General features: G+C 71.4%; 10 protein-coding genes and 1 rRNA gene. 6 read left to right on the top strand and 5 right to left on the bottom strand.

The window, feature by feature from the left end; genetic code table 11:
- Positions 1 to 151: 151 nt before the first annotated feature.
- The 3 genes from rrf (at position 152) to ACWCXX_RS07685 (ending at position 2,067) form a co-directional block, all read left to right on the top strand.
- Positions 152 to 268: ribosomal RNA gene (gene rrf / locus ACWCXX_RS07695) — 5S ribosomal RNA — on the top strand.
- Positions 269 to 505: 237 nt separating this feature from the next.
- Positions 506 to 913: a YciI family protein gene (locus ACWCXX_RS07690; protein WP_451125348.1), complete on the top strand. Its 408-nt coding sequence runs from the start codon at positions 506 to 508 to the stop codon at positions 911 to 913.
- An 8-nt stretch (positions 914 to 921) separates the two neighbouring features.
- Positions 922 to 2,067 carry an RNA polymerase sigma factor gene (locus tag ACWCXX_RS07685; RefSeq protein ID WP_451125382.1) on the top strand — a complete coding sequence of 382 codons (1,146 nt, stop codon included), beginning with the start codon at positions 922 to 924 and terminating at the stop codon, positions 2,065 to 2,067.
- Between the two features lie 39 nt (positions 2,068 to 2,106).
- Here the strand turns inward: ACWCXX_RS07685 and ACWCXX_RS07680 are convergent, their stop codons facing one another.
- From ACWCXX_RS07680 to ACWCXX_RS07660, 5 genes are read right to left on the bottom strand one after another with little or no spacing between them, the layout of a single operon-like run.
- On the bottom strand, positions 2,107 to 3,417 hold the full coding sequence (locus ACWCXX_RS07680) for a DUF58 domain-containing protein (protein ID WP_451125346.1): 1,311 nt from the start codon (positions 3,415 to 3,417) through the stop codon (positions 2,107 to 2,109).
- A 10-nt stretch (positions 3,418 to 3,427) separates the two neighbouring features.
- The gene (locus ACWCXX_RS07675) at positions 3,428 to 4,429 is read right to left on the bottom strand and encodes an AAA family ATPase (protein WP_451125344.1); all 1,002 of its coding nucleotides are present in this window, start codon (positions 4,427 to 4,429) and stop codon (positions 3,428 to 3,430) included.
- Positions 4,426 to 5,607 carry a DUF4350 domain-containing protein gene (locus tag ACWCXX_RS07670; protein ID WP_451125342.1) on the bottom strand — a complete coding sequence of 394 codons (1,182 nt, stop codon included), beginning with the start codon at positions 5,605 to 5,607 and terminating at the stop codon, positions 4,426 to 4,428. Before ACWCXX_RS07670 ends, ACWCXX_RS07675 begins: the two co-directional genes overlap by 4 nt.
- The gene (locus tag ACWCXX_RS07665) at positions 5,604 to 6,293 is read right to left on the bottom strand and encodes a DUF4129 domain-containing protein (protein ID WP_451125340.1); all 690 of its coding nucleotides are present in this window, start codon (positions 6,291 to 6,293) and stop codon (positions 5,604 to 5,606) included. The genes ACWCXX_RS07670 and ACWCXX_RS07665 overlap by 4 nt, the downstream gene beginning before the upstream one ends.
- Positions 6,294 to 6,297: 4 nt before the next feature.
- Positions 6,298 to 7,527 (bottom strand): DUF7544 domain-containing protein, encoded by a 1,230-nt coding sequence (locus ACWCXX_RS07660; RefSeq protein WP_451125338.1) that lies wholly within the window; start codon positions 7,525 to 7,527, stop codon positions 6,298 to 6,300.
- A 140-nt stretch (positions 7,528 to 7,667) separates the two neighbouring features.
- Between ACWCXX_RS07660 and mtnA the strand changes: the two genes are divergently transcribed.
- From mtnA to mtrB, 3 genes are read left to right on the top strand one after another with little or no spacing between them, the layout of a single operon-like run.
- The gene (gene mtnA, locus ACWCXX_RS07655; RefSeq protein WP_451125336.1) at positions 7,668 to 8,816 is read left to right on the top strand and encodes an S-methyl-5-thioribose-1-phosphate isomerase; all 1,149 of its coding nucleotides are present in this window, start codon (positions 7,668 to 7,670) and stop codon (positions 8,814 to 8,816) included.
- 4 nt (positions 8,817 to 8,820) lie between these two features.
- Complete coding sequence (mtrA, locus tag ACWCXX_RS07650) at positions 8,821 to 9,510, top strand: two-component system response regulator MtrA (protein WP_187438793.1); 690 nt, start codon at positions 8,821 to 8,823, stop codon at positions 9,508 to 9,510.
- 1 nt (position 9,511) lies between these two features.
- Positions 9,512 to 11,518: an MtrAB system histidine kinase MtrB gene (mtrB, locus tag ACWCXX_RS07645; RefSeq protein ID WP_451125334.1), complete on the top strand. Its 2,007-nt coding sequence runs from the start codon at positions 9,512 to 9,514 to the stop codon at positions 11,516 to 11,518.
- Positions 11,519 to 11,543: the final 25 nt, after the last annotated feature.

The following is an 11,543-nucleotide window of genomic DNA, read 5'->3' as shown; positions in this document are numbered from 1 at the left end:
GTTGATAGGCCAGATGTGGAAGCCCGGTGACGGGTGGAGCTGACTGGTACTAATAGGCCGAGGGCTTGTCCTCAGTTGCTCGCGTCCACTGTGTTTGTTCTGAAATAACGAACGGCCGTGAGGGTTCCGGTGTTGGTTAATTTCATAGTGTTTCGGTGGTCATTGCGTTAGGGAAACGCCCGGTTACATTCCGAACCCGGAAGCTAAGCCTTTCAGCGCCGATGGTACTGCAGGGGGGACCCTGTGGGAGAGTAGGACGCCGCCGGACTCCTTTTGGGAGAGCCCCGTGCCCTTGCGGCACGGGGCTTTTCTGTTTTCACCACCTTGTCCAGGACCTGGCCGTGCCGTCCGCGGCCGATCACCACCTGTCTCGTAGCTCCGCAGCCTGAACAGCTGGGATGAGAGCCAAAAAAATTTGGGCAGCGATGTCGAGAACCCGTGGTCGGTTCCGTCCCCGTAGTGAATGCGACCAAGATGGGTCGCATCAGCACCGAGGAGAGACACGATGGCCAAGTACCTGCTGCTGAAGCACTACCGAGGCGCCCCGGCTTCGGTCAACGATGTGCCGATGGACCGGTGGGCGCCTGAGGAGATCTCGGCCCACATTCAGTACATGAACGACTTCGCGGCCCGGCTGGAGAAGACCGGCGAGTTCGTCGACGGTCAGGCGCTCGCCCCCGAGGGGACATGGGTCCGGTACGACGGGGAGGGACGACCTCCGGTCACCGACGGCCCGTTCGCCGAGACCAAGGACCTCATCGCCGGCTGGATGGTGATCGATGTCGACAGCTACGAGCGTGCCGTCGAGCTGGCGGGGGAGCTGTCGGCCGCCCCCGGGGCCGGCGGACAGCCGATCCACGAATGGCTCGAGCTGCGTCCGTTCCTGACCGAGCCGCCCACCATCGCGGAGTGACCTCGTCGATGAACGAGCTCCTGCTCCGGAGCCTCACGCCGAGCGTGCTCGGAATCCTCGTCCGCCGCGGAGCCGACTTCGCGGCGGCCGAGGACGCCGTACAGGACGCGCTGGTCGAGGCGGTCCGCGTCTGGCCGACCGACCCGCCACGGGACCCGAAGGGCTGGCTGATCACCGTAGCCTGGCGCAGGTTCCTCGACGCGAGCCGGGCGGACGCCGCCCGCCGTCGACGTGAGGACCTCGTTGACGAGGAGCCGGTGCCCGGTCCCGCACCCGCGGTGGACGACACGCTTCAGCTCTACTTCCTGTGCGCCCACCCGTCACTGACACCGTCGTCCGCGGTCGCGCTCACCCTGCGCGCCGTCGGCGGACTCACCACCCGCCAGATCGCCCAGGCCTACCTGGTGCCCGAAGCAACCATGGCGCAGCGCATCAGCCGGGCCAAGCGCACCGTCTCCGGCGTACGGTTCGACCGGCCCGGCGACGTCGCCACCGTGCTGCGTGTCCTCTACCTGGTCTTCAACGAGGGCTACTCCGGCGACATCGACCTCGCCGCCGAGGCCATTCGCCTCACCCGGCAGCTCGCGGCCCGGGTCGACCACCCCGAGGTGGCAGGGCTGCTCGCACTCATGCTGCTCCACCATGCCCGGCGCGCAGCCCGGACCGCGTCCGATGGCAGCCTGGTGCCGCTCGCAGAGCAGGACCGCAGCAGATGGGACACCAAGGCGATCGCCGAGGGCATCGAGATCCTGCAGGCCGCCCTCGCCCGCGACCGGCTGGGAGAGTTCCAGGCCCAGGCCGCCATCGCGGCACTCCACGCCGACGCACTCACCGCCGAGGAGACCGACTGGGTACAGATCGTCGAGTGGTACGACGAACTCGTGAGCCTGACCGACAATCCGATCGTCCGGCTCAACCGCGCGGTGGCCCTCGGCGAGGCCGACGGGCCCCGCGCCGGCCTGGCGGCTCTCGCGGCGCTGGACGATTCACTGCCCCGCCACACCGCGGTCGCGGCGCACCTCCACGAGCGCGACGGCGACCCGGCGACAGCGGCACGGCTGTACGCCGAGGCGGCCCGCAAGGCGACCAACCTCGCCGAACGGGACCACCTGATACGCCAGGCCGCCCGGCTCAACGCCCACCGACGTCGCTGAAGAGCAGGCCCGGATCCTTCCCGCAGTACGCGGCGCGGCTCAGAGCCGTCCCGCTGCCTTGAGAGCGAGATAGGCGTCTGCGAGGGCCGGGGCGAGGTTGTCCGGGGTGGCATCCACCACCACGGCACCGTGGCGCTGCAACCGTTCCGCGGTACGCAGCCGCCTCGCTCGGTCCTGGGCGCCCGCAGCGGCTTCGTAGACCGCGTCCACCGTGCCCCTGGCGTCCGCCATCCGCTCGACATGAGGATCCGCCACGGAAGCCACCAGCACCGTGTGGCGTCGGGTCAGACGGCGCAGCACGGGGAGCAGCCCCTCTTCCACGGGGGCGGCGTCCAGACCGGTCAGCAGTACGACCAGGGAACGACGAGGCGCGCCGGCGAGGACAGCGGCGCTGAGGCCCCGGGCATCGGTTTCCACGAGGGCCGGCTCGATGGGGGCCAAGGCGTTCACCATGGCCGACAGGACCTCCCCCGCGGACCGGCCCTGAACCTGCGCGCGGACCCGGCGGTCGTAGGCGAGCAGATCCACGCGGTCGCCCGCCCGAGTGGCGAGCGCCGTGAGGAGCAGGGCCGCGTCCAAAGAGGCGTCGAGACGGGGCACGTCACCGACCCGCCCTGCCGAAGTACGGCCGGTGTCCAGGACGACGAGGATGTGCCGGTCCCGTTCGGGGCGCCAGGTGCGCACCGCGACGGCGGACTGACGTGCTGTGGCCCGCCAGTCGATGGAACGGGTGTCGTCGCCGGGCACGTACGCGCGCAGGCTGTCGAACTCCGTGCCCTCGCCACGGGTGAGGACGCTGGTGCGGCCGTCGAGTTCACGGAGCCTGGAGAGCCGGGACGGCAGGTGCTTCCTGCTCGTGAAGGGAGGCAGGACCCGCACCGTCCAGGGGACCTGGTGGTGTCCCTGGCGGGCGGCCAGCCCCAGCGGACCGAACGAGCGGACGGTGATGCGTTCGGCCCGGCGGTCGCCCCGTCGGGTGGGCTTCAGGAACGTGGTCAGCCGACGGCGTTCCCCCGCCGGGACCGTCAGTGTGTGACGGGAGGCGGCCTGCTCCGTACCGGCGGCCCAACTGCTGGGGGGCCAGGCATCACGGAGGTGTGCCCGCAGACGGCGGCGGGAAGGATTGGTCACGGTGAGTTGCACCTCGGCGGTCTCGCCGAGTCGAACGTTCGTATCACCGGATCGGGTGAACTGAAGCGTTCGCACTGGTGCGGCCAGGACGTAGTCGCACAGAATTGCGAGAGAGAGCGGGGCATTGACCGCGAGCATTCCGGCCCAGCTCGGGGCCAGGATGCCTACGGGGAGTGACCCCAGGGCGGCCAGCAAGGCGGTACGTCCGGTGAGGGCCACGGTCACCGCCTCATCGGGGTACGGGGACGTGAGCGAGGACCGAGGTGATGACGGAGTCGGGGGTGACCCCCTCCATCTCCGCCTCGGGTCGCAGTTGGACGCGGTGGCGAAGCGTGGGGAGTGCCAGGGCCTTCACATCGTCCGGGATGACGTAGTCACGGCCGGTGAGCCAGGCCCAGGCCCGGGCGGTCGACAGCAGGGCGGTGGCGCCTCGGGGAGAGACGCCGAGGGAGAGCGAGGGGGATTCACGCGTGGCACGACAGATATCGACGACATAGCCGGCGATCTCGGGAGAGACCTTGGTCCGTGCGACCGCGTCGCGAGCGGCTTCGAGGTCCGCCGGGCCCGCGACGGGGCGTATGCCCGCCGACTTGAGGTCGCGCGGATTGAAGCCGTCGGAATGGCGGATGAGGACGTCGACCTCGTCCTGCCGTGAGGGGAGGGGCACCGTCAGCTTGAGCAGGAAACGGTCCAGCTGGGCTTCGGGAAGGGGGTAGGTGCCCTCGTACTCGACGGGGTTCTGCGTGGCGGCGACGAGGAAGGGGTCGGGCAGCTGCCGAGGGGTCCCGTCGACGGTGACCTGGCGTTCCTCCATGGCTTCCAGGAGGGAGGACTGTGTCTTGGGAGGGGTGCGGTTGATCTCGTCGGCGAGGAGCAGATTGGTGAAGACGGGGCCGGGCTGGAAGGAGAACTCCGCCGTGCGGGCGTCGTAGACCAGCGAGCCGGTGACGTCGCTGGGCATCAGGTCGGGGGTGAACTGGACGCGCTTGGTGTCGAGTTCGAGCGAGGCGGCGAGGGCCCGGACCAGGAGGGTCTTGGCCACGCCGGGCACGCCTTCGAGCAGCACGTGACCCCGGCAGAGCAGGGCGACGACGAGCCCGGTGACCGCGGGGTCCTGGCCGACCACGGCCTTGGCGATCTCGGAGCGCAGGGCTTCCAGGGACGCGCGGGCCGTGTCGCCGTTCCCGGTGGTCTCGGGGGTACCGGCGGGCACCGGGGGCGGGGCGCTCATGACGTGCGTACCTCTCTTTCGAGGGTGTCGAGTTGGTCTGCCAGATGGACAAGGGCGGCGTCGTCGGCCGGGCCGGGGCCGAAAAGCAGCGCCTGGAGGCTGTCGTCAGTGGTGCCGAGGCGGGCGGAAAGAGCGGGGACGAGCGCGGAGGGGGAGTGGGCGTCGCGTGGGGAGACGCCGATGAGCGGGGCGATGCGGTTACGGGATGCGGTGCGCAGCGAGTCGGCAGCGCGGTCACGGGCGTTCGCCCTGCGGTAGAGGCGGGCCCGGCCCTCGGTGGATTCGGAGGCACGGATGGCCACGGGCAGCCGTTCGGCCACCAGGGGGCCCAGGCGGCGGGCACGCCAGACGGCGGCGAGTACGGCGGCCAGGGCCAGCTGCAACGTGCCCCACAACCAGCCCTGCGGAATCAGGTCGGCGAAGCTGCGTTCGTCACCGGCTCCGGCGGCGGAAGTATCGGCGAGTGAGGGGAGGTACCAGACCAGATGAGGGCGGGAACCGAGAAGTTGCAGGGCCAGGGAGGCGTTGCCCCGGTTGGCGAGCCGGTCGTTGTAGAGGAGGTCGGGGGAACCGAGGAGCACGGTGTCGCCCGCGCCCTGTTCGACCAGGAGCAGGGTGGGAAGGCCGCCGCTCGGGAAGCAGGAGGTGGTGGCGGGGCCGCCTCCGGTGTAACGGAAGCCCCCTGTTTCGACATCGCCCGCGGCGCGGGCGGCGGGCAGGGAGCACCCGGGGTCACGGGGGGCCACGGGGCCGGCGGATTCGGCGCCGATGCCGGGCACCAGCGTGCGTACGGAGGAAGGGCCCGCCGCGAGGAGGACGGTGCGGCCCGCCGAGTCGCCGGTCGCGGCGCGGAGCCGGCGCTGTTGGTCCGGGGCCAGCAGGTCGGGGGAGGTGACGAGCAGTGTGGTGTCGGGGCCCGTCCGGGCCGTGGCCTCGCGGAGCGTGGTGGCCACGTGGACGGAGACCCCGCGGTCCTTGAGAAGCTCGGCGACGGCCCGGCTGCCGTACTGGTCGGCGGAGCGGGGGTCGAGTCGGCCGTGCTGGTCGCCGGAGCGCACGGCCGCCAGGGCGATTCCGGCGGCGACGAGCAGGAGCAGGGCGAGCAGGAGGCCGCGGACGCGAACCCAGACCTGGCGGGGTGTGAGGGATGTCGAGGTGGCAGCGGTGACCCGGGTCATTCGGCCGCTCCCCGGGCCGTGGCCGTGAGGACGGGTTTGGTGGTTTCGAGCGCGAGGTCCAGGTCGCGCACGCCCAGGTACGCCCGCTCGTCGGCGGCGCGGCCACCGTACGTGACGTCGTCGAATTCCCTGGCGGCGGCACGGAGCCGCGTCGCGTGCGCGGGCAGTGAGCGGCCCGCTTCGGCGGCGGCCTCGTCGGCGGTGCGTCCGGGGCGGGGAACCAGCAGCGCGCGTTCCTCCAAGGAACGGACGAGGGCGCGCATGCGCTCCTGGACGGCTTCGTTCCACCGCTGGGCGGCGGCGTGTGCCTCGGCGGCCTTCCGGTGTTCGGCCGCGCTGCGGGGGCCGTCGTCGAAGAGGACGTCCGCGGAACGAACGGCGGGGCGTGGGGCGCCGAGCCGCCACCAGAGCGCGGCGATCAGGCCGATGACGACCAGGACGAGCACGACGAGGCCGAGCGGACCGCCCGGCGCGGCGCCGGAGGCCGCCCCCAGGAGGTCGCCGATCCAGTTCCAGAGCCGGTCGAGGCCGCGCTGGAGGAGGTTGGGATCGTGCTCGTGGTACATCGGCTTGGACAGTTCGCGCTCGGCGGCCTCCCGGGCGGGGACACGTGGAGTGTCCACGGGCATGTCGCCGCTCGCGCGGATCAGTGACCGTACTGCTGTGATGCCCCCCGCTCCTGACACGGCATCAGTTCCCGGTGTCGTATCCGGGCAGGCCCGCTGCCCGGCCGAGTTCGAGGTCGAGCGCCTCGCGGCGAATGCGCTGGTCGACGTAGAGCAGGGCCATCACGCCGGCGGAGAGGGGGTAGGTGATCGTCGAAATGATCACTTCGCCGATGCCGGAGACGATCAGGAAGGGCCAGCCGAAGTCCATGGACCCGTCCGTGAGGGCGGAACCGATCCCGCCGCCGTCCACGGTCACCGCGATGACGCCGAACGGGATGGCGACGACGATGGACACGATGAGCGTCAGCAGCCAGGTGAGGGCCAGGACGCCGAAGGTTCGCCACCAGGCGCCCCTGACGAGCTTCGCGGAGCGGCGCATGGAAGCGGCGATCGACTGCCGCTCCAGCATCAGGGCCGGGGAGGCGAGACTGAAGCGGACCATCAGCCAGATGGTGCAGGCGGACGCGGCCAGGAAACCGATGAGGGCCAGTGCGGCGCCCGCGGCGGAACCGATCAGGAGGCCCGGCAGTATGCCGACCGTCAGGACGCCTGCGCTGATCAGGGTCAGCAGCAGGGTCAGCCCCAGCAGCTGGGCAAGCCGGGGCCGGGCCTCCGCCCATGCCTCGGAGAGCGTCACCTGGCGCCCCAGCACCGAGCGGCTGATCACCACGGTCAGTACGGAGGTCGTGATCAGCGTGGCGATCATGCCGATCAGTACGGAGGGCAGGTTGTTGATCAGCGTCGACTGCGCCGAGTCTGCGGCCTGCCGCAGCGCCTCCGGGCCGGTGGCGTTCGGATCGATCTCCACGGGGTCCGGCAGCAGGAAACGTTGCACGAGAATGATCGCGACCTGGGCGATCACGGACACGATGAGCGTGATGCCGAGGACCGTGCGCCAGTGGGCGCGCATGGTGGAGACCGCCCCGTCGAGGATCTCGCCGACGCCGAGGGGGCGGAGCGGGATGACACCGGGCTTGGCGGCGGTGGGCGGTTGCCACCGGCCGGGGCCGTACGGTCCGCCGCCGTGGCCGGGTCCCTGACCTCCGCCGCCCCAGCCGGTGGCGGGAGGGGGAGTGTGGGGGCCCGCGCCGGGAGCGCTCGGTGGGGACCACTGCCCTGCGGGCGGCTGGGTGGAGGACCAGTTCTCTCCCGGGGCGCTGCCGTCCACGGGCTCGGAAGGCCGGGGGACGTTCGCACCCTGGCCCTCGGAGGGGGCGGATCCGGGCGAGGCCCAGCCCGGAGTGTCGTTCATTCTCGCTCCTTCATGGTCCTGACCGCTCATCGGGGCAGCAGGTTGGCAGCCATCGTGCCACGCCACGCTCCGCCGTGGGCCGGGCGCTCCATCGCCTTCGTACCTTCATCTGCGGGGGCTTCACCGGGCAGACTGGGTGAATGGCTGATCAGGACGCGCAATCGGCGGCGGGCATCGAACCTTCCGCGCCTTCCGTACTCCGCTGGGCCGAGCCGGCGGGAGGCCCTGTGCTGGTGCTCCTCGACCAGACCCGTCTGCCGGCGGAGGAGGTCGAGCTGTGCTGTGCCGATGTGCCCGCGCTGGTGCGGGCGATCCAGACGCTGGCGGTGCGCGGTGCCCCGTTGCTGGGCATCGCGGGGGCCTACGGGGTCGCTCTCGCGGCCGCGCGGGGAGACGACGTCGCGCAGGTCGCGGAGCTGCTGGAGCGGGCGCGCCCCACCGCGGTGAACCTCGGGTACGGGGTGCGGCGGGCCGCCGGGGCGTACCGCCGGGCCGTCGAGGAGGGCGCGGACCGGGAGCGGGCCGCAGCGGCGGTGCTGGCCGAGGCCAGGGCGCTGCACCGGGAGGATGCCGAGGCCAGCGGGCGCATGGCCCGGTACGGTCTCGCCCTGCTGGACGAACTGCTGCCCGGCGGGGACGGGTACAGGCTGCTGACGCACTGCAATACGGGGGCGCTCGTCTCGGGCGGTGAGGGCACCGCCTTCGCCGTGGCACTCGGGGTGCACCGGGAGGGGCGCCTGAGGCGGCTGTGGGTGGACGAGACGCGCCCGCTGCTGCAGGGTGCCAGGCTGACCGCGTACGAGGCCGCGCGCAACGGCATGCCGTACAGCCTGCTCACGGACAACGCCGCGGGTTCGCTGTTCGCCGCGGGGGAGGTGGACGCCGTGCTCATCGGGGCGGACCGCATCGCAGCGGACGGGGCGGTGGCGAACAAGGTGGGGAGCTATCCGCTGGCGGTGCTCGCCAAGTACCACCACGTACCGTTCATCGTGGTGGCGCCGACCACGACCGTCGATCTGCACACCCCGGACGGGGCGTCGATCGTCGTGGAGCAGCGGGCGGCGGACGAAGTGACGGAGTTCACATCTCCGGGGATGCGAGGGGCGGACGGGGGCGTCGGCGGGCTGCCCGTGGCACCGGCGGGAACCCCCGCGTACAACCCGGCGTTCGACGTCACGCCGCCGGAACTGGTCACGGCGATCGTCACGGAGGAGGGCGCCGTTTCCCCGGTGACGGGGACCGGACTGGCAGAGCTGTGTGCCAGATCATCGCAGGTAACGATTAGCTAATGGGATGATGTCGATTATGAAGGGACGCGTCCTTGTCGTCGACGACGACACCGCACTGGCCGAGATGCTCGGGATTGTGCTGCGTGGTGAAGGGTTCGAGCCGTCGTTCGTAGCGGACGGCGACAAGGCACTTGCCGCTTTTCGTGAGGCCAAGCCGGACCTGGTCCTGCTGGATCTCATGCTGCCCGGTAGGGACGGCATCGAGGTCTGCAGGCTGATCAGGGCCGAGTCGGGTGTGCCGATCGTCATGCTCACGGCCAAGAGCGACACGGTCGACGTGGTGGTGGGCCTGGAGTCCGGGGCCGACGACTACATCGTCAAGCCGTTCAAGCCCAAGGAACTGGTCGCCCGGATCAGGGCCCGCCTGCGCAGGTCCGAGGAGCCGGCACCCGAGCAGTTGGCCATCGGTGACCTGGTCATCGATGTGGCGGGGCACTCCGTGAAGCGGGAGGGCCAGTCGATCGCCCTCACCCCGCTGGAGTTCGACCTGCTGGTCGCGCTCGCGCGCAAGCCGTGGCAGGTCTTCACCCGCGAGGTGCTGCTGGAGCAGGTGTGGGGATACCGCCACGCCGCCGACACCCGGCTGGTGAACGTGCACGTCCAGCGACTGCGTTCCAAGGTCGAGAAGGACCCGGAGCGGCCGGAGATCGTGGTGACCGTGCGAGGGGTCGGCTACAAGGCCGGACCGAGCTGACATGACCCTGGGTAACGCTGCTCCGCAGCCCGGGGAGCCGGGAGCCCGTGCGGAGCGGGTTGCCGGACCAGGAAACAAGGCGTCCCAGGTCGGGCGCCTACTGCAGGGCGGCCGGTTGTTCCACGACCGGGCGCCCGGCGGCCCCGTGCCGCGTCTGCTGATGCGCTGGGTGCGCCGTCCGCTGCTGCCCGTCGTGCGGCTGTGGCGGCGCAACATCCAGCTGCGGGTCGTCGCGGGCACGCTGCTCATGTCGCTGGGCGTGGTGCTGCTCCTCGGCCTGGTCGTGATCGGGCAGGTGCGCAACGGCCTGCTCGAAGCCAAGGGCAAGGCCGCCCAGACCCAGGCCGCAGGCGGGTTCGCCGCGGCCCAGGAGAAGGCGAACGCCCCGCTCACCCCCGGCGGCCAGGGCGGCGGCACGGCGGACGGCGGCACGGCCAACAACTCCTGGCGGACCGAGCTCGTCGACCAGCTCGCCAGCGGCGGCAAGAACGCCTTCCACGTGGTCGCGCTCAGCGCCGACGAGGACACCCGGGCGCCGCGCGGATCGGGGAGCGTGAACGCGGCGAGCATTCCGCAGAAGCTGCGGGACTCCGTGAACAAGGGGCAGGGGGCGTTCCAGACGTACTCCCTGATCGAGTACGAGTCCGGCGAGCAGGAACCACAGCCCGGCCTCCTCGTGGGCAAGCGGCTCTACGACATCGACCACAACCCGTACCAGCTCTACTACCTCTTCCCGCTGACGCAGGAGGAGAAGTCGTTGACGCTGGTCAAGGGCACGCTGGCGACCGCGGGCCTGTTCGTGGTCGTCCTGCTCGGGGCCATCGCCTGGTTCGTGGTGCGACAGGTCGTCACACCCGTACGGATGGCGGCGGGCATCGCCGAGCGGCTCTCCGCGGGCCGGCTCCAGGAACGGATGAAGGTCACCGGCGAGGACGACATCGCCCGGCTCGGTGAGGCCTTCAACAAGATGGCGCAGAACCTCCAGCTGAAGATCCAGCAGCTGGAGGAACTCTCCCGGATGCAGCGGCGCTTCGTCTCCGACGTCTCCCACGAGCTGCGGACACCGCTGACGACCGTACGGATGGCCGCCGATGTCATCCACGAGGCCCGCAGCGACTTCGATCCTGTGACGGCGCGCTCCGCGGAACTGCTCGGGGACCAGCTCGACCGGTTCGAGTCGCTGCTCTCCGACCTCCTGGAGATCAGCCGGTTCGACGCGGGCGCCGCGGCGCTGGAGGCCGAGCCGATAGACCTGCGTCAGGTCGTACAGCGGGTGATCGGCGGGGCCGAGCTGCTGGCCGAGCGCAAGGGCACCCGGATCCGGGTGGTCGGCGACGAGCAGCCGGTGATAGCGGAGGCCGACGCGCGGCGGGTCGAGCGGGTGCTGCGCAACCTCGTGGTCAACGCCGTCGAGCACGGTGAGGGACGGGACGTCGTGGTGCGGATGGGGGCGGCCGGGGGAGCGGTCGCCGTGGCCGTCCGGGACTACGGGGTCGGGCTCAAGCCCGGCGAGGCGACGCGGGTGTTCAACCGTTTCTGGCGGGCCGACCCGGCTCGGGCCCGGACGACCGGCGGCACCGGCCTCGGGCTCTCCATCGCGGTGGAGGACGCCCGGCTGCACGGCGGCTGGTTGCAGGCGTGGGGCGAGCCCGGCGGCGGTTCGCAGTTCCGGCTGACGCTGCCGCGCACGGCGGACGAACCGCTGCGCGGCTCGCCGATACCGCTGGAGCCCGAGGACTCCCGGCGCAACCGGGAGAACCGCGGGCGAAACGGCGCCGGAGCGGAGAACGGACACCGGCTGACGGCCGTGCCGACCCAGCCCGGCGGCAGCGACCGGCCCGCCCTGCCCGTGCCGCCGCGCACCCCCGCAGCGCCGCGGACGGCACCTGCCTCGGTGCATCCGGCGGCCCTTCCCGGCAGTGGCGCACGGGTGGTCGCGCGTCCCGCCGAGGACCGGCCGGGCGGCGAATTGGACACTGTGGTGCAGGATCCGGAGCAGGGGGCATGAATCGTGGGCGCTGACCGTCGCAGGG

It is taken from the genome of Streptomyces sp. NPDC001732 (assembly GCF_053596315.1).
Note: the sequence above shows the minus strand (reverse complement) of the source record. Positions and strands in the feature narration are given on the sequence as shown.

What these genes read in the sequence shown, in the direction of transcription:
- ACWCXX_RS07690 (WP_451125348.1), top strand. Translation starts at nt 506, where the DNA reads ATGGCCAAGTACCTGCTGCTGAAGCACTACCGAGGCGCCCCGGCTTCG.
- ACWCXX_RS07685 (WP_451125382.1), top strand. Translation starts at nt 922, where the DNA reads ATGAACGAGCTCCTGCTCCGGAGCCTCACGCCGAGCGTGCTCGGAATC.
- ACWCXX_RS07675 (WP_451125344.1), bottom strand. Translation starts at nt 4,429, where the DNA reads ATGAGCGCCCCGCCCCCGGTGCCCGCCGGTACCCCCGAGACCACCGGG.
- ACWCXX_RS07670 (WP_451125342.1), bottom strand. Translation starts at nt 5,607, where the DNA reads ATGACCCGGGTCACCGCTGCCACCTCGACATCCCTCACACCCCGCCAG.
- ACWCXX_RS07660 (WP_451125338.1), bottom strand. Translation starts at nt 7,527, where the DNA reads ATGAACGACACTCCGGGCTGGGCCTCGCCCGGATCCGCCCCCTCCGAG.
- mtnA (WP_451125336.1), top strand. Translation starts at nt 7,668, where the DNA reads ATGGCTGATCAGGACGCGCAATCGGCGGCGGGCATCGAACCTTCCGCG.
- mtrA (WP_187438793.1), top strand. Translation starts at nt 8,821, where the DNA reads ATGATGTCGATTATGAAGGGACGCGTCCTTGTCGTCGACGACGACACC.
- mtrB (WP_451125334.1), top strand. Translation starts at nt 9,512, where the DNA reads ATGACCCTGGGTAACGCTGCTCCGCAGCCCGGGGAGCCGGGAGCCCGT.